At 61.5% G+C, this 20,188-nt stretch carries 21 protein-coding genes; 13 read left to right on the top strand and 8 right to left on the bottom strand.

Annotated elements, in window-relative coordinates:
• The first annotated feature begins 132 nt into the window (after positions 1 to 132).
• Positions 133 to 1,797 carry a DUF885 domain-containing protein gene (locus CFAEC_RS00600; protein ID WP_290277858.1) on the top strand — a complete coding sequence of 555 codons (1,665 nt, stop codon included), beginning with the start codon at positions 133 to 135 and terminating at the stop codon, positions 1,795 to 1,797.
• 77 nt (positions 1,798 to 1,874) lie between these two features.
• Here the strand turns inward: CFAEC_RS00600 and CFAEC_RS00605 are convergent, their stop codons facing one another.
• Together CFAEC_RS00605 and CFAEC_RS00610 are read right to left on the bottom strand one after the other, a co-directional pair.
• A complete protein-coding gene (locus CFAEC_RS00605) occupies positions 1,875 to 2,990 on the bottom strand; it encodes an AbrB family transcriptional regulator (RefSeq protein WP_290277860.1) in 1,116 nt (371 codons plus the stop codon).
• Between the two features lie 42 nt (positions 2,991 to 3,032).
• Complete coding sequence (locus tag CFAEC_RS00610) at positions 3,033 to 3,707, bottom strand: hypothetical protein (protein ID WP_290277862.1); 675 nt, start codon at positions 3,705 to 3,707, stop codon at positions 3,033 to 3,035.
• A 139-nt stretch (positions 3,708 to 3,846) separates the two neighbouring features.
• Between CFAEC_RS00610 and CFAEC_RS00615 the strand changes: the two genes are divergently transcribed.
• Both CFAEC_RS00615 and CFAEC_RS00620 read left to right on the top strand, forming a co-directional pair.
• Entirely contained in the window at positions 3,847 to 4,629 is a 783-nt protein-coding gene (locus CFAEC_RS00615; RefSeq protein ID WP_290279765.1) for a TSUP family transporter, read from the top strand.
• A 78-nt stretch (positions 4,630 to 4,707) separates the two neighbouring features.
• The gene (locus tag CFAEC_RS00620) at positions 4,708 to 5,124 is read left to right on the top strand and encodes a hypothetical protein (protein ID WP_290277863.1); all 417 of its coding nucleotides are present in this window, start codon (positions 4,708 to 4,710) and stop codon (positions 5,122 to 5,124) included.
• 30 nt (positions 5,125 to 5,154) lie between these two features.
• Here CFAEC_RS00620 and hrpB read toward each other — a convergent pair whose 3' ends face one another.
• A complete protein-coding gene (gene hrpB, locus CFAEC_RS00625) occupies positions 5,155 to 7,605 on the bottom strand; it encodes an ATP-dependent helicase HrpB (protein WP_435384245.1) in 2,451 nt (816 codons plus the stop codon).
• A gap of 13 nt (positions 7,606 to 7,618) precedes the next feature.
• Positions 7,619 to 8,284 carry a sugar O-acetyltransferase gene (locus tag CFAEC_RS00630; protein ID WP_290277865.1) on the bottom strand — a complete coding sequence of 222 codons (666 nt, stop codon included), beginning with the start codon at positions 8,282 to 8,284 and terminating at the stop codon, positions 7,619 to 7,621.
• Positions 8,285 to 8,318: 34 nt separating this feature from the next.
• On the opposite strand from CFAEC_RS00630, the gene CFAEC_RS00635 reads away from it, so the two are divergent.
• The 7 genes from CFAEC_RS00635 (at position 8,319) to CFAEC_RS00665 (ending at position 13,043) form a co-directional block, all read left to right on the top strand.
• Positions 8,319 to 9,011, top strand: coding sequence for an alpha-ketoglutarate-dependent dioxygenase AlkB family protein (locus tag CFAEC_RS00635; protein WP_290279767.1), 693 nt, complete (start codon positions 8,319 to 8,321; stop codon positions 9,009 to 9,011).
• A gap of 70 nt (positions 9,012 to 9,081) precedes the next feature.
• Positions 9,082 to 9,681, top strand: a complete 600-nt coding sequence (locus CFAEC_RS00640; RefSeq protein WP_290277867.1) for a DNA-3-methyladenine glycosylase I — start codon at positions 9,082 to 9,084, stop codon at positions 9,679 to 9,681.
• Positions 9,678 to 10,355 carry a LysE family translocator gene (locus CFAEC_RS00645; RefSeq protein WP_290277869.1) on the top strand — a complete coding sequence of 226 codons (678 nt, stop codon included), beginning with the start codon at positions 9,678 to 9,680 and terminating at the stop codon, positions 10,353 to 10,355. The genes CFAEC_RS00640 and CFAEC_RS00645 overlap by 4 nt, the downstream gene beginning before the upstream one ends.
• A gap of 34 nt (positions 10,356 to 10,389) precedes the next feature.
• Positions 10,390 to 10,680, top strand: a complete 291-nt coding sequence (locus tag CFAEC_RS00650; RefSeq protein ID WP_290277871.1) for an RNA-binding S4 domain-containing protein — start codon at positions 10,390 to 10,392, stop codon at positions 10,678 to 10,680.
• Complete coding sequence (locus CFAEC_RS00655; protein WP_290277872.1) at positions 10,680 to 11,537, top strand: VOC family protein; 858 nt, start codon at positions 10,680 to 10,682, stop codon at positions 11,535 to 11,537. The genes CFAEC_RS00650 and CFAEC_RS00655 overlap by 1 nt, the downstream gene beginning before the upstream one ends.
• Before the next feature lie 30 nt (positions 11,538 to 11,567).
• Positions 11,568 to 11,906, top strand: coding sequence for an MGMT family protein (locus CFAEC_RS00660; protein ID WP_290277874.1), 339 nt, complete (start codon positions 11,568 to 11,570; stop codon positions 11,904 to 11,906).
• A gap of 72 nt (positions 11,907 to 11,978) precedes the next feature.
• Positions 11,979 to 13,043: an NAD(P)-dependent alcohol dehydrogenase gene (locus CFAEC_RS00665; protein ID WP_290277876.1), complete on the top strand. Its 1,065-nt coding sequence runs from the start codon at positions 11,979 to 11,981 to the stop codon at positions 13,041 to 13,043.
• Here CFAEC_RS00665 and CFAEC_RS00670 read toward each other — a convergent pair.
• Entirely contained in the window at positions 13,040 to 13,966 is a 927-nt protein-coding gene (locus tag CFAEC_RS00670; protein ID WP_290277878.1) for an alpha/beta hydrolase family protein, read from the bottom strand. The genes CFAEC_RS00665 and CFAEC_RS00670 overlap by 4 nt on opposite strands.
• A 286-nt stretch (positions 13,967 to 14,252) precedes the next feature.
• Between CFAEC_RS00670 and CFAEC_RS00675 the strand changes: the two genes are divergently transcribed.
• Positions 14,253 to 14,876: a CG0192 family protein gene (locus CFAEC_RS00675; RefSeq protein WP_290277881.1), complete on the top strand. Its 624-nt coding sequence runs from the start codon at positions 14,253 to 14,255 to the stop codon at positions 14,874 to 14,876.
• Between the two features lie 6 nt (positions 14,877 to 14,882).
• On the opposite strand, the gene CFAEC_RS00680 is transcribed toward CFAEC_RS00675, so the two are convergent.
• Together CFAEC_RS00680 and CFAEC_RS00685 are read right to left on the bottom strand one after the other, a co-directional pair.
• Positions 14,883 to 15,275, bottom strand: a complete 393-nt coding sequence (locus tag CFAEC_RS00680; protein WP_290277883.1) for a TetR-like C-terminal domain-containing protein — start codon at positions 15,273 to 15,275, stop codon at positions 14,883 to 14,885.
• A 198-nt stretch (positions 15,276 to 15,473) separates the two neighbouring features.
• On the bottom strand, positions 15,474 to 17,411 hold the full coding sequence (locus CFAEC_RS00685; protein ID WP_290277885.1) for a M13 family metallopeptidase: 1,938 nt from the start codon (positions 17,409 to 17,411) through the stop codon (positions 15,474 to 15,476).
• A gap of 370 nt (positions 17,412 to 17,781) precedes the next feature.
• Between CFAEC_RS00685 and CFAEC_RS00690 the strand changes: the two genes are divergently transcribed.
• A complete protein-coding gene (locus CFAEC_RS00690) occupies positions 17,782 to 18,555 on the top strand; it encodes a hypothetical protein (RefSeq protein ID WP_290277887.1) in 774 nt (257 codons plus the stop codon).
• A complete protein-coding gene (locus CFAEC_RS00695; protein ID WP_290277890.1) occupies positions 18,552 to 19,541 on the top strand; it encodes a PrsW family intramembrane metalloprotease in 990 nt (329 codons plus the stop codon). The genes CFAEC_RS00690 and CFAEC_RS00695 overlap by 4 nt, the downstream gene beginning before the upstream one ends.
• Positions 19,542 to 19,610: 69 nt before the next feature.
• On the opposite strand, the gene CFAEC_RS00700 is transcribed toward CFAEC_RS00695, so the two are convergent.
• Positions 19,611 to 20,045, bottom strand: a complete 435-nt coding sequence (locus tag CFAEC_RS00700) for a PAS domain-containing protein (RefSeq protein ID WP_290277891.1) — start codon at positions 20,043 to 20,045, stop codon at positions 19,611 to 19,613.
• Positions 20,046 to 20,188 lie beyond the last annotated feature (143 nt).

A 20,188-nucleotide genomic window follows, 5' to 3' on the forward strand; every position in this document is an offset into this window, starting at 1 on the left:
AGCTATGCCCACATGACCACAGCTGTGTGGCCACGGTGATTCGGGAGCCCGGAAGCGGCAAAGATTGCGAATCTGCAACAACGATTCGCGTCAGGTGGGATTACAGCCGTTAAGTAGCTACGATAGCCATTTATGACTCTTGAGAGTTCTGTACAACGTTCTCCTTCCCTGCTGGACGCCTCGTGTGAGGTCTACGTCCATGACCTGGCGGCACTGTCGCCGACTGACGCGACGGCCTGGGGTATCCCCGGTTTCGAGGGTGAGCTCCAGGATTTTTCGCCTGATTATTGGAATGCCATCGCTGAGCGCAACCGCGACATGGTTGCGGATGTCGATGCCTTCGACGACGGCACCGATGACAACGATGATGACGAAGACTTCGATGATGTCGACCGCGTCACCGCCGATGTCCTGCGTGACCGCGTGTGCCTCGACCTCGCCCTCCACCACCAGGGTGAGTCGATGCGTCTGCTCAATAATATTGACTCGCCGGTGCAGACCATCCGCGATACCTTCCTTATCATGCCGAATCAGACGGCCGACGATCTGGACAGCATCCGCGAACGCCTCTCCCGCGTCCCGGATGCCCTCCACGGCTATTGTGAATCCCTCGCGGAGGCCGCCAGCCAGGGCCGGGTCGCTGCGATCCGTCAGATCGAAGAGGTCATCTCACAGTGCGAGGACCTCGCCGAACCTGATTCCGTCCTGGAGAACCTCGGCCTGCCGGAAAATGATCCCGTCGTGGAGGAGGCACAGGACGCCTTCACCCGCGTGGGCACCTGGTTGGGCGAGCAGCTGGCACCCCACGCCCCGCACGAGGATGCCGTGGGCCGTGACCGCTATGAGCAGTTCTCCCACCTCCATGTGGGTGAATTCGTTGACCTCGATGAGGCCTACCGCTGGTCCCTGGAACAACTCCGTGAGATCGCCGCCGAGCAGCAGCAGCTGGCCACCGAGCTCTACGGCGCCGGCACCACCGTCCGTGAAGCACTGAAGAAACTCAACGCCGATGAGCGCTACCTCATCCACGGCACCGATGCGCTGCAGGAATGGATGCAGGGTATCGCCGACAGCGCCATCAGGGAACTGGACGGCAAGTACTTCACCATCCCTGACGAGGCGCGCACCATCGAATGCCGCATTGACCCGGCGGGCACCGGTGGCATCTTCTACACCCCACCGAGCGATGATTTCTCCCGCCCCGGCCGCATGTGGTGGTCTGTGCCCAAAACCCAGGACACCTTCCACACCTGGCAGGAACTGACCACCGTGTTCCATGAGGGCGTCCCCGGCCATCACCTGCAGATCTCCCAGGCACTCGCGGAATCCACCAACCTCAACCTGTGGCGTCGTCTGGTGGCCTGGAACTCCGGCCACGGCGAGGGCTGGGCCCTCTACGCCGAGAGCCTGATGAAGGACCTCGGATACCACGAAGATCCCGGCAACCGCATGGGATACCTGGACGCGCAGCGTCTCCGCGCAGCACGCGTGGCCATTGATATCGGCGTACACCTGGGCAAGAAAAACCCGGAGGCCACCGGTGCCTGGGACGCCTCCTATGCGCGCAGCTTCCTCCGCGAGAACACCTCCATGCCGGAGGCCACCGTCGGTTTTGAGCTCAATCGCTACCTGGGGTGGCCAGGGCAGGCTGCCTCCTACGCCATCGGCCAGCGCCTCTGGCAGCAGCTCCGCGACGACGCCATCGCCCAGGGCATGACCCTGTCGGAGTTCCATGGCAAGGCGCTGGCTTATGGAAGCATCCCGATGTCGATTCTGCGGGATCAGATTCTGGATTAGTTCCATAAGCGACGGGAGCCCCCCGAGGCGTGGTGGCGCTGTGGTTGCCGTTGCGGTCAGGCAACCACATTTTCCCGCTAGTTCCGGTTGCGCAGGATCAGACGCAGAATGCCCGGCAACCAACCGGCGATGGCGAGAATCGCCAGGAGACGGATGATCTGGATCGTCACGACCACCGGTCCTGCCTCCCCCTCCGAGGACAGCGCCAACACGGTTTCCAAGGCGCCGGGGCTGGTGGCCAGATACGCCTCGAAGTAGCTGATGTCCAGCCAGAACGTCAACAGCACGGCAGCCGCGGCGCACACCGCCATCAGTGCGAAGATGAACAGGAACGTCGCCGGCAGCTGTTTGGCGAACACTTTCAGCGCTGTCAGGTTCAGGGCTCCACCACACATCCAACCGATCGCCATGAACGCGAGGATCTTGAACAGGGTGGGCGGTTCAATATTGATCCCCGCCGGCAGCACCGTGCTCAGACCGACGGTGAGCAACAGCGGTCCAAGGACCGCCGCCGCCGGCAGATGCAGGAGCCTGCCGAGCGGTTCACCCGCCACCACGATCAGTGCCAGGACGGCCAGGGAAAAGATGCTTGTCGACGTCCCGAACTCACCCAATCCGAACACCTCCAGCCCCGCAACCGCCCGGCGTTCAGCACCTGTTCCATAAGGCGCGAAGAAGTGGGTGACCAACGGCAGTGTCATCGAGACCACCAACAGGCGCAGATACTGACTGAGCGCAACATATCGGAAATCTGCACCCAACTCCTTGGCCAGCACCGGCATCACCGATGCCCCGCCCGCCAACATGGACAGCACACCGGTCTCAGGCGAGATCTCCTTTCTCGACCGGGAGAGCAGGAGCCCACCGATCACACCCACCGCCACGGTGAAAAATGAGATCACCACACCCGGTAACAGGTAGTGGAGGAGATCCCGGGTGGGGGCACTGATCAGGGGAAGGGCAGCCAGGACCGCGATCATGGAGCGGCCGAAGATATGCACGCTTTTGGCCATGGGGAGATCCTGACCGGTGATCAGTGCGCAGGCACCGGCGACAACGATCGCGGCTAGAATCCATGAGGCCGGGACGTGGAAGATGGTGAACACCCAGCCCGCCATCAGTGACAGTGGTGCCACCAGCGCCCACCTCAGTGCGATGACCCCGCGGGTGGGCCGGGGTAGCGAGTCACTCAACCTGGGTGGGTCTCCTCATCATCTGGGCAGGGGTGTGTTCTTCTAGGTGGTTTTCACTGTAACAGCGGGAAAATCACCGGTGGTCTCTGTGTGCACCTCTGTGACCACCTCAAAGGAGTCCGGGGTGATCAGCACGCTGCCCGGGAGCTCCTCCGGATCGGTGCTGAACCTGGCTTCATTGTCGGTGAGGTGAACGTGTAATCCTGCGATCACGGCCTCGTCGGTGATATCGGTGGGCATGATCTCAGGTGTGCGCATGGCTTCCACCTCGGCTCGGACATCTAGATCTCCGTCCTCATCCATACTGATGATCACCGTGCGGGCCTGTCGGTGCTGGCCGTCTGTTTCCTTCCACCGGACGGGGAAATCCGCCTGGCAGCTGATCACATCGCCCGGGGTGTTCTCGCGGGCCATACAGGTGAGGAACTGCTGCTGCTCAGCCTGAATGGGACCGGGTCCGGTGTCAGAGCCTTCAGCCATCCCCAGATCAAGTCTGTAGAGGCCGGGGCCGTGGCGGGGAATCTCAGATTGTTCAGTGGGTTTTTCCGTGGCCACCTCAACGAACACCGGGAATTCACCGCCGGTGGTGGCACGTGCCTCGGTGCGGTCAACCGGTGCGCACCCTGCCAGAGCAATGCTCAGTGCAATGCTCAGGGCAATCGGAACTGCCAGCGGGGCGACCAGCTGGGCACGGATATTGGTCCTGCGGATATTCATGGTGACATCCTTTCGGGGCGACCATCTCTACCCTCAGATTAATCACCCGCACCTGGATAAATCCAGGTCTATACTCTGATCATCTGAAAACATCAGCGCAGAATTATCCGATCCTGTGGCTTATGGAAAGGGGTGGATGATGGGAGTTGACCTGGCAGCAGGTGGATGGGCAATGCTCATCGCCGGCGCCGCCATCGCAGGGTGGATCGATGCGGTCATCGGCGGGGGAGGGCTGGTTCTCATCCCGCTGATCTTGGCGGTCATGCCTCAGCTGGCACCGGTGTCGGCGTTGGCGGTGAATAAGGTCGCCGCTGTCACGGGAACCGCGTCGGCGGCATTCACCATGGTTCGACGCGTCCGCCCACCATTGAAGCTTGTGGCGGTGTACATCCCGGTGGCGCTGGTGTGCTCCGGGGTGGGGGCGTTGGCCGCGAGTTCCCTGGATAAACAGATCATGCGGCCGATGATCATCGTGCTCATGTTGGTGGTGGGGTTGTTCGTGGTGTTCAAACCTTCCTTCGGCACCGGGGAGAGCCACGATCTGCCCCGGGGCTGGCGCTTATGGATGGCACTCGGTGCGGTCGGGGTGATTGCCGGTTATGACGGCATCTTCGGTCCCGGCACGGGCATGTTCCTCATCATGGCGTTCACGGCGTTGCTGTCTCAGAATTTCCTCACCTCCGCGGCCATGGCGAAGGTGGTGAACACCGCCACCAACGTCGGTGCGCTGATTGTATTCATATCCGGGGGGCATGTGTGGTGGCAGTTGGCACTCGTCCTGGCGGTGGCGAATGTCGTGGGGGCGCAACTGGGTGCCCGAACGGTGTTAGGGGGCGGTACCAGGCTGATCAGGTATGCATTACTGACCCTGGTTGTCGTGATGTGCATCTATCTCGGCTGGCAGCAGTATCAGGGAATCTAGACAGATCGGTACAAAAATCAGGAAACTGGCGGCTGATTTCCTGGTTAATTGGATAAATACTTCCTAAGCTTGATTCTTATGACGAGAACACAACTTGATCTCTGGTCCAGTGAGACCGCTGAGGAGCCCCCGAGTACCATCCTGCCCACCCATCCGGAGGTGAGCGGAGAAACCGGGATCATCACTGATCTGTCGGAGCTGTCCACTCTGGTGACGGTGCTGGTTGATGATGATGCGGATCCACTGGATTTCCCGGTGCTCCTCGCCGGTGCCGCGTCCTCCACCCGGATCCTGGGTCTGGATGAGCTGCATGTGATCGCACCGGCCCGGCACCTGCCGAAGCTGGCGGTGGCCGCCTCGGAGATCGCCGATGATCTGCCCGAGACGTTCCAGTTCTGTGAAGCTGAGACCTGCGTGCATGAGCATCCAGACGATGCCACGGTGCTCACAGCCGAGTCGGTGGTGTGGTTGGGCAGGAAGCTCGCCGCTTCCTGATTCAACAAGAGTGTTTGTCCGCGCCCGCCTTCACATCCGTTTCTTGATCCTGGCTGTCGCGGGTGCCGTCCACGGATCTTCAGGCCACGGATGTTTCGGATACCGCCCACGCATCTCAGCCCGCACCTGGGCATAGGGACCCGACCAGAAGCTGGCCAGATCATCGGTCACAGCCAGGGGCCTGCCTGCGGGGGAGAGCAGATGGAACTGCACGGGGGAGCCACAGAACTTTGGGGAGGTCTCCAATCCGAAGCACTCCTGTAGTTTCACCCGCACCACCGGGCGGCCCTCTGCATAATCCAGACGGTGCCTGTTACCACTGGGCACGGTGAGGTGGGAGGGGGCCAGTTCATCCAGCTGTGTCGCCGCTGGCCAGGGAAGCAGACGCTGCAGCGCTGGGTACATATCCACCTTGGTGATGGGGGTGCCCTGCGCGATCTTCTCCAACTCCGGGCCCAACCATTCATGGACATCGGCCGCCGCCACATCGGGCCAGGGATCCCCAATCTGCTTATGGAGGAAATCCAATCTGTCCCGCAACGCACTGGCTTTATCCGAGAAGCTGAACAACCCCAGACCTTTCTCCGCGATGGCATCGGTGATGGCCGTGGCGGCATCCTCCGGGGTGGGGCGGGTCGGGGTGGAGCTCAACTCGATGGCCCCTGCTGCCCGTACCTTCCGGGCCTGGACCTTTCCATCACGCACGGTGGCGCGGACTGTGTCGCGGATGCCGATGATCTCCAGGGCATGGGTTTCCTCGATGCGGGCGGCTGCCCGGATGATGGCGCGGGAACCGGCACGGTTGATGTCGGCGATCGCCAACCAGGGGGCTCCGATGAGATCGCGTTCCATAAGCGTGGCGCGGGTTCCGCTGGCCAGCAGATAGTCGGTTTCACCTTCGCGTCGCGCGATGAGCCCGGGGAGTGCGGTGCCAACTATCTGACCTGCCGTCGCCGGGCTGGCAGCGCCGGGGGCCAGACCACGCAACCGTGACACCTCCCGATCAAAACTCCTCATCCCCTTTGAGGTGCGTGCCTGTTTCTCCACATCACCGCGTGGATCGTCGGCGATGACGGCCAATACCTCAGCCGCCTGGCGGCCGTGGTGCACCAGTGAGGCGCCGAAATGTGGGGCGAGGGGGAGCGTCGATAAGCGTTGGCCCAGGGGCGTGGCGGCGCCGTGGTCACTGACTGCCCCAATTGAGATCAACGTGGTTTCTGCTGCCTGCAGGGCAGCGGGTGGTGGGGGTGTGAGCAGCGGCAGGCCATCGCCGCGCGGGGTGCCCCAGCACGCAAGCCACAGGGCGGCCTGGGTGAGGTCGGCGGACTGGATCTCCGGGGTGGTGAAGGGTGCGAAATGGGTGAAATCATCCTGGGTGTAGCCACGGATCACCTCACCCGGCCCCTCACGCCCGGCGCGTCCGGCACGCTGTTCTGCAGACGACTGCGCACAACTGGTGGTGACCAGGCCGGTCATCCCGCGTGCGGCATCGCGCCTCGGGGACCGGGACAGGCCGGAATCCACCACGATGCGTACACCGGGGACGGTCAGCGAACTTTCCGCAACAGGTGTGGACACCACGATGCGGGGCTGATCCGACCGGGCCAGGGCGCGGTCCTGTTCCGCGGGGGTGAGGCGACCATGCAGGGGGAGCACCTCTGTGTGACCGAGCCTGCCGAGTGTCGCTGTGACATGGTCGATCTCCCGGACACCGGGCAAAAACACCAGCGCTGATTCCTGCCTGCGCTCCACCGCCTCCTGCGTGACCCGGGCGAGATGGTCCAGATACTCCCAGTTCACACCCCGCTGGTTCAGGCGCGGCGCGGTGCCGGGGGAATAGTGCACCTCAACCGGGTGGACCGGGGCCTGCGCGCTGAGGGTCTGCGCATTCAACAAGGTGGCGAAACGATCAGCGTCCAGGGTGGCGGACATGGCCAGCAGTGTGAAATCATCACGCAACTGACTGAGCTCGGTGAGCATGCCGACGATGAGATCGGTGTCCAGCTGACGTTCATGGACCTCATCGATGATGACCGCGCTGACCCCGGCCAGCTCAGGATCATTGAGCAACCTGCGAATCAACACGCCTGGGGTGAGAAACTGCACGTGGGAGCCCTGTTTATGCTCACCGCGCACCGTGAATCCCACCCGGTCACCCAATGCGCTGCCATCCAGGTGCGCCAACCGCCTCGCTGCCGCACGCACCGCCACGCGCCGGGGGGCGGTCACCAGCACGGGGCCCTGCTGCGGATACAGTCCCGGGTTGTCCAGGAGGGCATTGGCCACCGCGGGTGGCACCACCGTGGTCTTACCCGTACCCGGCGGGGATTGAATGACCAGATTCTCAGGCCTCGTGCTCAGGCTGCGGGTCAGCGCACCCAGCAGCGTCTGCGCGGGCAGGCCATCAGCGATGGTGGGAAGGTGGAAAAGGCTGGGTGGGGTTTGCGGTGGGCTATGGGGTGGGGTGCTGGGTGGTGTCACGGTGTGCTCATCTTTAACGGTTGTGGGCTTGCTCCCGAAGCGTAGCCAATGCCTCCACCGGCACATCATCCGGGAGCTGGGTGCGCTCCAGGTTGTCCTCATCGCGCATCCGGATCACCCGCGCCGGGTTGCCCACCGCGATTGAATCAGCGGGGATATCCCGGGTCACCACCGCGCCCGCTCCGATCACCGCGCGGTCGCCGATGCTGACGCCACCCACCACCGTGACCCCGCCGCCCAACCACACATCTTCACCGATGTGAACCGGGGCGCCATTTTCCCACCCACCCCGGCGCATCTCCACATCGTGCACCGGGTGGCCTGCGGTGAGGATCTGACAATTCGGACCCAGCATGGAGCGCGCACCGATGGTCACCGGGGCGATATCCAAGATGGTGAGACCGAAATTGATGAACACATCCTCACCGATCGTGGTGTTGATGCCGTATTCAATGATGGCGGGCGCCTTGATGGTGCAGTCACCACTCGCCGGATTGAGTAGGTCCCGCAGCAGCTCCCGGGAACGCTCCGGATTGGTGGGGCCGATCTGGTTGTATTCGTGATAGAGCCGGGCTGCGTTCCCCGCGATGTTTCCGAGCTCATCAGAAACCGCCAGGTACCACTTTCCGCTGCTCATCCGGTCAAAGGTGGCATATGGAGTAGGGTCGAATGTGTCCATGCCATCCCATTGTGCACGTTTTCAGGTGATCAAGCTGCCTACGCTTTTCGACGCTCCGGAGGCCCACTTCCCACGCCCACCCCGCGAGGTGGCCGGTGGTGTGGTCCACCTGCCTGACTGGTTATCCGCCAGTGAACAGGCGGCGCTGGTCGCGCAGGCGCGCGACATCGCCCGCACGGTGGCCGGTACCCCGCTGGCCATGACCCGCCCGCAGCTGCGCAGTGGCCAGATGAGCGTGCACATCCTGTCGCTGGGCCAGCACTGGGCCACCAACCCCTACCGGTATGTCTCTGCAGTGGATGGGGTGCGCGTGCCGCCCATCCCGCAGTCCCTCCATGATCTGGCACAGCGTGCCCTGGCGGATGCGGCGGGATTGAGCCCCGCACTGGCGGCATGGTCGGGGAAGTACCGTGCAGAGGCTGCCCTGGTGAACTACTACCCTCCGGAGTCTGCGATGGGCATGCATCAGGACGCCAATGAACTCTCCGAGGCGCCTGTGATCTCAGTGTCCATCGGGGACACCGGCATCTTCCGCCTGGGCAACACCACCAACCGCAACCGGCCCTGGGTGGATGTGCCGCTGCTCAGTGGTGATCTGATCATCTTCGGTGGTGAACACCGGCGGGCCTTCCACGGGGTGCCCCGGATCGAGCCTCACACTGCCCCGGAGAACTGCGGCCTGGTTGAGGGCAGAATCAACATCACCATCCGCCAGGTGTCTCTATAAGGCCAGCTCAAAGTGGGTGTCGGGGGTGATTTAACCCCGCCGTGTCCGGTGCGCTTCCTATGGTGCAGCCATGACTATTTCACACGAAGATGCACATGACATCAAGGCCCATCCGAATGACCTGATTCTCTGTGCCGATGGGCGACCCCGGCCACGCTGGGCATCCCGGGGTACGGAGAGCTGGCGGTACTTTGACGAGGAGTGGGGCAGACCACCGGGCACGGACTCGCAGTGGTGTGAAGCACTGGCTCTCACCGTGTTCCAGCTCGGACTCACCTGGCATGCGGTGTTGAATAAACGTGAGGCCCTACGGGCGGCATTTGGAGGGTTTCACGTGGAACATGTGGCCTCGTTGGGGGCGGTGGAGGTGGAACGACTGGTGGGTGACCCGGGCATCATCCGAAACCGTCGGAAGATCGAGGCGGTCATCACCAACGCCCGGGCCCTGGCCGCGCTGACGGAACCGCTCGGGCAGATCCTCAGCAGGTACGGGAACAGCGGGTTCGTGGACGATGACGGCACCATACCCACAACCACAGCCGCCTCGGAGGGGTTGTCCCGGGAGCTGAAGACACTCGGTTTCACCCACATCGGGCCTACCGCCGCGTTCTCCCTCATGCAGGCAACAGGAGTGATACCCATCAGGGGGCATTATGATCTGAACCGATGACCACCGCCACCCTGTTTGCCCTGCTTATTGTCTGGATCGCTGCGATCGTATCCCCGGGACCCGACCTGGTGCAGATCATCCGACTCGGTTCCCGCAGCCGCGGTGACGGCATCTGGGCCGCCCTCGGAATCATGGTGGGCAATACCATCTGGATCTGCGCCAGCCTGCTGGGCCTGTCGGTGTTGATCTCCACCACACCGCTGGTCCTCTGGATACTCCAATTGATCGGTGGCGCCTACCTGACGTGGATGGGGATCGGGGCGGTGCGGTCCTGGTGGAAGCAGCGTGTCCATACCCAACAGGTGGCCCGTGCTGTTGAGCGTGTGATGGAGGGACCGGGTGTTGCTGGATCGATCGGTGCGTGGCCAGCGCTCAGGACAGGCATCGCCACCAACCTGTCCAACCCCAAGGCCGTGCTCTTCTTCGGGTCGGTGTTCGCACAGTTCATCACACCCGACATGAGCCTGGGATGGAGTGTGTTCCTGGCACTGTTCCTCATCATCACGGGTGTGCTGTGGTTCGTCGGTTTCGCAGTGCTCGTGCGGACCTTCGCCACGGTGGTCACCCGGAACGGAGCGGTGATCGACCTGATCACGGGGGTGATCTTCATAGCTCTTGGAATGTTCATGGTCTGGCAGGGTGTTGTGGGTATCGGTGGCTGGATCCTGGGTTAGCTCCCGTCCGCGGACATGGATAGACTCAGGAACCATGCAGCCTGAAGAAGTGCACATCAGGGACGAGGCCATCAAACTTGGTCAGTTCATCAAATTAGCCAACCTTGTCAGTACCGGCGGGGAGGCTAAGGATGCCATCGCCAACGGTGATGTCATAGTCAACGGTGAGGTTGATACCCGCCGTGGCAAGACGCTCCGGGACGGCGATGTGGTGTGCATCGGTGACGCCTGCGCACAGGTGGTCACCGGCGACGATGACGATGATTATTTTGACGAAGCCACCGCCAACGATGACTTCGATCCCGAAAAGTGGAGGAATATGTAATGCCAGCTTTTGAGGCACAGCCAGGAATGCCGTACTGGATCGATCTGACCACCTCGGATATCGCGAAGTCCTCCTACTTCTACGAAAACGTCCTCGGATGGGAGATCAACGAGGTCAACGCCGGTTACCGCATGGCGCGGGTCCAGGGTCTGCCCGTTGCCGGCTTCATCGAGCAGCCGGAAGAAACCACCATCCCGGACACCTGGATCACCTACTTCCTGTCCTACAACCTGGATGAGGTCACCGCCAAGGTGGTTGAGCTGGGAGGACGTATCCTGGCAGAACCCACCGAGGTGTTCCTGGGGCGCATGGTCCTGGCCGTGGACACCGCCGGCGCCCTCTTCGGTCTCATCGAACCCGGCAGCGAGGAATCCTTCGTGGCCGCCGGCGAGCCGGGAACCCCGGTCTGGCATGAGTTGACCACCGTGACCAGGTACCCGGAGGCCGTGGACTTCTACGGTGAACTCTTCAACTGGATGACCTCTGAGCTCTCCAGCGAGGAGGGGGAGGGTGGGTTCCGCTACACCACCGCGCTTGTCGACGGCGCCGCCTTCGCCGGTGTCTACGATGCCAAGGGCCAGTTCCCGCCCCAGGTGCCGAGCTTCTGGCAGACCTACCTGGGTGTGCTCAGCGTCGATGACGCCGTGGAGAAGGCCCGCGAGTTCGGCGGCGATGTCATCCGCGAACCGTGGGAATCAGAGTTTGGTCGCATGGCGCTGATCTCTGATTCCACCGGAGCTACGCTCACCATCTGCGATGTGGATGAGCCCGTGGAGGAGGAAGCCAGCGAGGCCGAGGACCTGCTCGACATCGACCTCAGTGCCTTCGAGGAACAGCTGCGCAGGGACAACGCTTAAGTACCGGTTACTCGCGGGTCATCTCAACTGATGGACGATCTTCACCTCGATGAACTGACCTCCCGGGTGTTGGACTGCGTCGACCTGATCCCACCCGGGCGCGTGGCCACCTACGGGGATATCGCCGCGATGGTGGGCACCGGCCCACGGCAGGTTGGGCGCATCATGGCCACCCACGGTCACCTCAGCAACTGGTGGCGGGTGGTCCGCGCCGACGGTGGTTCCCAGGTGGCTGACCGCGCCCGTATGAAGTGGGAAGCTGAGGGGATCACCCACGGTCGCGCCCGCTTATGGAAGGTCCGCATGTCACAGCACCGGATCGGGGTGGATGAGGTGCAGAAAATCGTGGACAGGCTTTCTTCACCTTGACCCATGCCGGTCTGTGGTCAGGTTAAGCTGGGCAGCGATCTGAGCCAGCATCGTTGAAAGTGAGCCACGACCATGACCACCCCACACCATTCTCTGCCCGTACGCGCGTGGGGCGTGACCGCCACGGCGCAGCCCCTGGAACCAGTGACCATCACCCGCCGTGAACTTCGTGCCGATGATGTGTCCATCGACATTGAGTTCTCCGGCATCTGCCACTCAGATATCCACACCGCCAGCGGTGAATGGGGCGAGCGGGAATATCCGCTGGTGCCGGGCCATGAGATCATCGGGCGGGTCGCCGCGGTCGGGGATGCTGTGACGCGTTACCAGGTGGGGGATCGTGTTGGTGTGGGATGCTTCGTCAACTCCTGTGGCACCTGCGAACCATGCCTGGCCGGCCAGCACTCCTACTGCGTCACGGGGCCGGTTCCCACCTATGGACAACCTGATCGTTATGCCGATGGGGACATCACCCGCGGTGGTTATTCCCAGGCCATCGTGGTGAAGGAGGACTTCGTGGTCCGGATCCCCGATACCCTTGATCCAGCGGCGGCGGCACCACTGTTGTGCGCGGGCATCACCACCTACTCACCCCTCAAGCACCACGGTGCGGGTCCGGGGAAGAAGGTGGGCATCATCGGCCTGGGTGGCATCGGTCATGTCGCGGTGAAAATTGCCGTGGCCATGGGAGCCGAGGTGGTGGTGTTTTCCCATTCCACCGCCAAGCGGGAGGACGCACTGAAATTCGGTGCGGTTGAGCATGTCTCCACCGCGGACCCTGATTTTGCGATGCAGTGGCATGGGCAGTTCGATGTCATCCTCAACACCGTCAGCGTGGATCTGGAGATCCCCACCTACCTGTCGCTACTGCGTTTCGATGGTGCCCTCGTCGCGCTCGGGCTTCCGGCCGCACCGATGCAGGTACCCACCCGTCTGCTGACCTCCCAGCGGCGCACCCTCACCGGCTCGCTGGTGGGTGGCATCCCGGAAACCCAGGAGATGCTGGACTTCTGCGCACACCACAACATCACCGCGGAGATCGAACTCATCGTGGCAAGCCAGATCAACGAAGCCTATGAGCGCACCATCAATGCGGATGTGCGCTACCGCTTCGTGATCGACGCCTCCACGTTCTAGGCCAGCTTCTCCACGGTTTTCAGGAAGTCCGCGACATCCCTGATCTTCTCGCGGGCAACCTTCGGCGTGGAGATCCGGTGCAGGGACACATACTCCCTGGTGGTCACGTGTCCCGCAGCCTCCAGCCCTTCCGGGCGCCCTGCGATCTCATCATGGGTGGCGATCTGAGCCAGGGTGGATGGCCACTCTGTTGCCGCAGGCAACTGTGCGGAGCCGCGGACACCCTCAGGAAGTTTATCCACACTCCCGAGATCGGGGAAGGTGAGGATGAGGGCGTCGAAAAGCTTGGCGTTGAACACCGCCAACGCCGCACCCGAGGAATAACCCCAACCCGTCAGCGAGGTGGCATTGTGGTGGCGGGCGTAACCGACCGCCTTGCCCACTGCCTCGTTCATCTCCGCGAGGGTATGCGACGGGGCGAGGGGATAATCCAGGTCCAGGATGGTGGTGCCGGACAGCTCCGCGGCCGCGGCCACCTCAGGACGCCACTGAAATTCCAAGGCATCCCCTGAACCACGCCACCAGCCACCACTGTGGAAGGACACAGCCCACCGACCGGTCGGGTTGGAGGGTATGAACACCGCACCACCCACATCCGGTACCGGTTCCACAGAGACATCTCCGATATAGGCGACCCCGGGCATCGCATGATCCACCGCGGAGCCGAGCATCAGCATCGCGGAGTGCGTGATGCGGTCCGGGAGGTGGGCGATGTAGCGGTCTGCGGGATCCGGATCACCGGCGCCACCGGCCCAGGGAGGAGTGAAGTCGGGGAGGGGATAGTGGGCATCGAAATATGAGGCGAGCTGTTCCAGCTGCTCCTCATCGTTGAGTTCGCGGTCGATGCCACCAACCTCGAACTCATCACGGAAACGCTGTTCCTGCTGTTCGGTCGTCTCTTCTGGAGTGTTCTTCTCAGCCATGGCAACCACCTTAGTTCGCATGGTGGACACGGGGGCACGGATTGTCCCGCGGACGGTCAATATCACAGTCGACCGTGCTCTCCTGATGCACAATCAGTCTTGTGTGTCCCCTGGGTTTCACCGATTCTCTGCTTGGGGCTGATTGGGTCTGCGCCGAGTCTGCACCGATTCTGCGCCGAGTTTGCGCCGACTCTGTTCGTCCTGAATTCCACCCACCCCCAAACCGTGTCGACGCGTAGTCTGGATCTACAAATACTTTTCCTCACTTTATTTGGAGAGATGTGCCATGAGCGGCGTAGCCAAAATGTACGACACCACCATCGTTCCGTCCAAGGATGAAGTTGCCCGTAACTGGGCAGGTTCGGTGACCCTCAAGGGAAGCTACCGCCTGGTCGATACCGTGGATGAGGAGGTGGGCATTGAAGTGCTGATAGCCACTGATCTGGATGAGCGCCTCGTGCAGATCCCCTTCAGCTACCGCCCGTCTGAAATCAATCCGGAGGAGACGCTCTCCACCATCGAACACGGCGTCCTGGGCCAGCGTTGGGTGACCAACGCACTCGGCGATCCTGTGGCTGTTCGTGAGATCATCCGCACCATCCTCACCGGTGATGACGGTGCCTCCCGCGACGATGGCGTTGGCCCTTACCTGGACATCCGCGGCACTGGCACCGAGACCGACCTCAAGCTTGCCGACGTAGAACTGACTGAATCCACCCGCCAGCGTGCCGTGGGAACCGTCGAGGTCAATGGGCGTCGCCGCCAGTTCCTCCTCCGTCTCCCTCATGTGCTGGCAGGATTCAAGCACACCGGTCGCGGCCACAGCGCCACCGCCCTTCGCCTGGTGGCACCCCACCCGGGACAGAAGGATCGCGAACTGCTCATCGCCGAGTTCAACTGGATGGAATAATACGGGTTATTCCAGGCCTCTCCAGATGAGGTTGAAAGCCTTCAAACAGCGTTGTTTGGTCTCGCCCGTAATGGGCTCGCCCCGTACAACGATCTGATAGTAGAAGACACCGTAGATTGCATCGAGCGCAGCCTCGATATCGGTGTCTTCTCTGATTTCACCGCGGTCCCGGGCAAGATCCAGGGCATCTTCCAGAGCTCTGCGGCGATTCGCCATATGTGTTTCCCAGTAGGCCTGCTGCAGTTCACGATCAACCATGACCAGCTGCAACCGTTTCCGGAATATCCCATCTGAATACTGCCCCTGGGACTCCTCGGTCCGGTTGAACATCATATCGACAAGGGCATCTTCTACTTGGCCGGTGATCTCCACGGACGGGAAGACCCGTCCACTGTCCATGGGCGACCGGGCCCCCGTGGGCGACCGAGCTGGCTGGTGGAAGGGGAAAAGGGAGACATTGGTTCATCCCCCGGCATTCTGGGCGGAACCGGTGTTGGCGAATGCCGATATCCCCCAAGTCATGCCAGAGCACCCCCCCCACTCAGGTGGTGGGGAGAATGAGACAATGATGGGGGCCCGGGTAAGCGAAGCTTGCCTTTACCAGATTGCGATGCGGTCCTCGGGCTTGATATAAACCGCGGAACCCTCCTGCACATCAAAGGCCTCATAGAACTCAGCAATATTGCCGGCGATGGTGTTGCAACGGAACTCCGCGGGGGAGTGCGGATCGATCGCCAGATACTGCACGGCCATCTCCGGACGGATCGCCGTGCGCCAGACACGCGCCCACGACAGGAAGAGACGCTGCAGACCGTTGAACTTCCGGTCGGCCAGCTCAGACTCTGCACCGTCGGCAGCAAACGGGGCCTCGGGGGAGGTTTCAAATGTCAGGCCCTTGTCCGCCAGATATTTGCGATAAGCCACCACCGCGATACCCAATCCGCCCAGGTCACCGATATTTTCACCGACAGTGAACGCGCCGTTGACACCAGTGGTCTTGATGTCATTCTTCTTCAACACCGCTGGAACCAGGCCATCGAACTGGTCAATCAGTTTGGTGGTGAGCTTCGTGAACTCCGTCCGGTCCTCCTCAGTCCACCAGGAATTCAGATTGCCGTCGCCGTCATACTGGCTACCCTGATCATCAAAACCATGCCCGATCTCATGGCCGATGACAGCACCAATCGCACCGAAGTTCTCAGCGGCATCAGCCTCAGGATCGAAGAACGGCGGCCGGAGAATCGCAGCGGGGAAGGTGATGTCATTAACCACCGGGTTGTAGAAGGCATTAACCGTCTGCGGGGTGGTCACCCACTCTTCCCGGTCGGCGGGTTTCCCGATCTTATTCAGCTCATAATCATGCCGGAACGCAGTACCCCGCCGTACATTCTCCACCAGATCCGCGCCGCTGGCACTGAACTCCAGCCCCTCAAAAGAACGCCATTTCTCCGGGTAACCGATCTTCGCGTTGAACTTCTCGAGCTTTTCCAGCGCCCGCTCCCGCGTCGCCGGCGTCATCCACGCAAGACTGCTGATCCGCTCGCGGTAGGCCGCGACCAGATAATCGACGAGTTCGAGCATCTCCGCCTTGCTGCTTGGCGGAAAGTGCTTTTCGACGAACCGCCTACCTATCTCCTCACCGACCGTCCTCTCCGCCAGGGCGATCGCCCGCTTCCAACGATCCTTCTGCATGGTCACCCCCGAGAGCTTCGTTCCATAGAAATCGAAGTTTGCCTGCGAACTCTCCTCAGACAGCAGACCTGCCCGACTCCGCAGCACATGCCACGTGGCCCACAGCTGCCAATCCGCCAGACGATCAGGCGTGAGCAGCTTATTCAGATGCTCCGTATAGGACGGCATCATGTTCACCAGCTTCACCTGAGGAAGATTCGAGCCGATCAGCAGCGCACGGACCCGACTCGGCACCTCCTCGAACTCCATCGGATTATGGGTGGCCACCGCATCACGGGTCTTCACCACATCCCAGTGCCCACGGGCGATCTCTGTTTCCAGGGCGACGATGCGCTTCGCAGCAGTATCCGCATCCAGACCAAACAGACGGGTCGGATCTAAAAGACCCAGCATGCGGGCGACATGCTCCCCGTAACTCTGCAGCGTGTCCGCATGGGACTCATCACGGTAGTACGCCTCATCCGGCAGGCCGATACCCGACTGCATGATGTAGGCAATCGCGTCATTGGATGAGGAACCCTTCTCCACCCAGTAACCGATCGGCGCCCCCACGCCCTCCCGGTCAAGCTCACCCAGAACCGTGGCGAACTCATCGATATTGGCCACTGACAATCTGTCCAGATCCGAATCGATGGCCTTGACACCAATCTCATCGATGGTCTCTGCATCCATGAACGAGGCATAAATCGCGCCCGCACGCCCGGAATCCTCCCTCACGATCTGATGGACGTCCTCCTCCGCATCATCACGAAGCTTATGGAATGTCCCATCCACCGCGCGATCATCCGGGATGACGTGCGTATCGAGCCAAGGACCATTTACATAACGATAGAGATCTTTCATACGGCCCACTTTAGACAAGTCGCCTATCCGTGGGAGGCGCAGTGGGGTGGTGGCCTGTCGCGTGTGCATAAGGGTGCGGGTTACTCCGGCAGTAGGACTTGCCCGGCGTCTAGTTGGTACCCTTTTGCCCGCCCGGCCCCGCCAAGCTCCCGCCCGGCCCCGTTGGACCCCCGCTTCGGCGGCGTTTTACCTGTCGCGTGTGCATAAGGGTGCGGGTTACTCCGGCAACAGGACCTGTCCGGCGTCTAGTCGGTACCCTTTTGCCCGCCCGGCTCCGCCCGGCCACGCCAAGCCCCGCTGAGCTCCCGCAAGCCCATCGGATACGATTCAGGAAACCCCAGCTACGAGTTCACCGGGTAGCCTTTGTAACGTGAGTTCTACAGAGGGCATGTATCAGCTGAAACCCGTGGGGAGGGGGAGTCTGTGGTGGTCGATCATCGGATTGGCACTCGTACTTCTCCTGTTGCCGGTGGGTATCAATGCAGTGGTTCCGGAGCAAAGGAATAGCTATCAGCCATTAATCGTTGGATCGTTCGGTTATGAATGGGAAGTTCCGGTCGTCACGGAGGCAGACGCCCCGGTGATGTGTGAGATGACAACCGATGAACTGCTTATGAAGTACTGGGAATGTAATGGCGATACAACGGTGGTCACCATGATGGTGGAGGATGTGGAGGATCCTGCTAATTCTCTCCGCCGCATGGTCCGGGCTGGTCTCACCACTCAGGTTTCGGATGATATTCCGGCTGTGAGCAGTGAGGATGGTCGTTCCCATGCGATGTACGTGCCGGGGGAGTCTGTGGGGGAGTTCGTGAATCTGCCGATTGTCGCTGTGAGCCAGCGCGGTGAAGGCGATTATGAGCACCTGACTGCGGTGGCGATCATCAACGGTTTCTCCAATGATTATTACGCCACCCATATCTGGTCGAGTATGGCTAAAGAACGTGGGTTGCCTTATGGGCAGGAGTTCCCGTTGGAAATGGAGGGATCGGAGGATCCCTTCAATGACAGTCCCTTCGGTGAGCTGCCCTGGGATGAGCTGCCGTGGGAGGATCTGCTCAATGAACCGGAGGGTGTGGCCCCGGACAACCGCAACAACCGTTTCGGCGATTTCGATACCGACCTGCAGGAGGAAACAGCATGAGCCGTCTGTTCTCGGTGACCTTGTGGGTGCTGACCGTCCTGACGCTTCCGGTGATTTTCCTCACCCTGGCGGGCACAGTATTCTTTGAGCCTCTCGCAGGTGTCCTGGGTGTGGTGTTCGCTGTGCTCTATCTCGTGATTGTCATCTGGGCGCTCAGCAGGACCCCTCTGTGGCCAGATTTCCGGTCGTTCCGGCGTACGCGGGAGGGGCGGAAACGTCGCAGGCACGGGTCGACCATGCAGTGGGTGGCGGCGTCGTTGCTCTGGGGTGCGTTCGTATCAACGGCTCTGTTGCTGGTGCCTGCCCAGGCCGTCATTGATCTGACCCGGAAGTGGGGGTGGGATTTCTTCATGGCGAGTTTCGGGGGTGCCTACCCGGAGGAAATCGTGAAGTCGTTGGGTATCGCGATCATTTTGTTAGTGTTCCGGCAGCTCAACAGGCCGTGGCATGGTCTTGTCACGGGCGCATTGGTGGGTTTGGGTTTCGAGGTCAATGAGAATTTCCTCTATGGAGTCACGGGTGCCCTGATTCACGCGAATTCTGATGTGGGTGGCGTTTTGTTCATGTGGGGTTCCCGCACGTTGTACGGCCCGCTCATCCACACGATTCTTTCGGCATTCGCCGGGTATGGCATCGCCCTCGCTTTCTTCCGTGCCAACAAAACCAGAGCGTGGCGATGGGGTGTCGCACTCGCCTGGATCTTCGTGGCCTTCGCCCTGCACTTCGCCTGGAACATGTTGTGGGACAGTAACATCGCCAGCATCATCAATATCGTCGTGATCTCCCTGATCATGTACCCGCTGTTCATTTATCTCATCTGGCGCAACTGGCGCGATGCCCGCGCAGACGGCACCTACGGTTATGCACCGGGCGTGATCACCACTACCCGGGACCTTGCGCTTATCGACGCCCCGACCACCCCACCGTCCCCCGCCGCCCTGCCGGTGGACACCCGGGGCGGGAAAGACGAAACCGCCATCGAATGATGGCGGCCATGCGGAGACCGGCTTTGCGTCAGGGGATCTGTTCTCCCGGTGGGGGCGGCCTCTCGATAGCTATTTTTCCGCTGACTGCTCCAGCTCCCGCAGGCGCATATGCAGGGATTTCTTCTCTTCCCAGGCTGTCGACACATCGCGGAGAAATGCTGCAACGCCTTCGATTTCTCCATCCTCGTCCTTGAGCATGGTGATGGAGAATTCCAAAGAGATCTTTGAGCCGTCTTTTCTGATTCCGGGCACTTTCAGGGGTTCGCTGCCGTACTTTGTCACACCGGTATCCATGACCCGATCCCAGCCGGTCCAGTGCGGGGCGCGGTGCTTTTCGGGCATGATGATGTCTAATGATTTGCCGATCGCCTCGCCGGCGGGCCATCCGAACATCTCCTCCGCGCCACCGTTCCATAGGCGGATGATGCCGTCGCGGGATGCGTAGATGATCGCCTCATGGGTTTCGGCGACAAGTCGGGCTGCGGTTTCTTCAAAGTTGGACATGGTTCATGGGCTCCGGGATGGGGTGGATGTCATCGGTCCAGACCCACCTTAGCCTGTGATTTGCGTCATAGGGCCCGGCTGTCACCACCTCTTTCCTATTGGTCGATCGAAAACAATTCAAAAACCCCTTGCGCCGCTGCCTG

Source organism: Corynebacterium faecale, assembly GCF_030408735.1.
Classification (GTDB): domain Bacteria; phylum Actinomycetota; class Actinomycetes; order Mycobacteriales; family Mycobacteriaceae; genus Corynebacterium; species Corynebacterium faecale.

What these genes read in the sequence shown, in the direction of transcription:
- CFAEC_RS00600 (WP_290277858.1), top strand. Translation starts at nt 133, where the DNA reads ATGACTCTTGAGAGTTCTGTACAACGTTCTCCTTCCCTGCTGGACGCC.
- CFAEC_RS00610 (WP_290277862.1), bottom strand. Translation starts at nt 3,707, where the DNA reads ATGAATATCCGCAGGACCAATATCCGTGCCCAGCTGGTCGCCCCGCTG.
- CFAEC_RS00615 (WP_290279765.1), top strand. Translation starts at nt 3,847, where the DNA reads ATGGGAGTTGACCTGGCAGCAGGTGGATGGGCAATGCTCATCGCCGGC.
- CFAEC_RS00620 (WP_290277863.1), top strand. Translation starts at nt 4,708, where the DNA reads ATGACGAGAACACAACTTGATCTCTGGTCCAGTGAGACCGCTGAGGAG.
- CFAEC_RS00630 (WP_290277865.1), bottom strand. Translation starts at nt 8,284, where the DNA reads ATGGACACATTCGACCCTACTCCATATGCCACCTTTGACCGGATGAGC.
- CFAEC_RS00640 (WP_290277867.1), top strand. Translation starts at nt 9,082, where the DNA reads ATGACTATTTCACACGAAGATGCACATGACATCAAGGCCCATCCGAAT.
- CFAEC_RS00645 (WP_290277869.1), top strand. Translation starts at nt 9,678, where the DNA reads ATGACCACCGCCACCCTGTTTGCCCTGCTTATTGTCTGGATCGCTGCG.
- CFAEC_RS00650 (WP_290277871.1), top strand. Translation starts at nt 10,390, where the DNA reads ATGCAGCCTGAAGAAGTGCACATCAGGGACGAGGCCATCAAACTTGGT.
- CFAEC_RS00655 (WP_290277872.1), top strand. Translation starts at nt 10,680, where the DNA reads ATGCCAGCTTTTGAGGCACAGCCAGGAATGCCGTACTGGATCGATCTG.
- CFAEC_RS00660 (WP_290277874.1), top strand. Translation starts at nt 11,568, where the DNA reads ATGGACGATCTTCACCTCGATGAACTGACCTCCCGGGTGTTGGACTGC.
- CFAEC_RS00665 (WP_290277876.1), top strand. Translation starts at nt 11,979, where the DNA reads ATGACCACCCCACACCATTCTCTGCCCGTACGCGCGTGGGGCGTGACC.
- CFAEC_RS00670 (WP_290277878.1), bottom strand. Translation starts at nt 13,966, where the DNA reads ATGGCTGAGAAGAACACTCCAGAAGAGACGACCGAACAGCAGGAACAG.
- CFAEC_RS00675 (WP_290277881.1), top strand. Translation starts at nt 14,253, where the DNA reads ATGAGCGGCGTAGCCAAAATGTACGACACCACCATCGTTCCGTCCAAG.
- CFAEC_RS00680 (WP_290277883.1), bottom strand. Translation starts at nt 15,275, where the DNA reads ATGGACAGTGGACGGGTCTTCCCGTCCGTGGAGATCACCGGCCAAGTA.
- CFAEC_RS00685 (WP_290277885.1), bottom strand. Translation starts at nt 17,411, where the DNA reads ATGAAAGATCTCTATCGTTATGTAAATGGTCCTTGGCTCGATACGCAC.
- CFAEC_RS00695 (WP_290277890.1), top strand. Translation starts at nt 18,552, where the DNA reads ATGAGCCGTCTGTTCTCGGTGACCTTGTGGGTGCTGACCGTCCTGACG.
- CFAEC_RS00700 (WP_290277891.1), bottom strand. Translation starts at nt 20,045, where the DNA reads ATGTCCAACTTTGAAGAAACCGCAGCCCGACTTGTCGCCGAAACCCAT.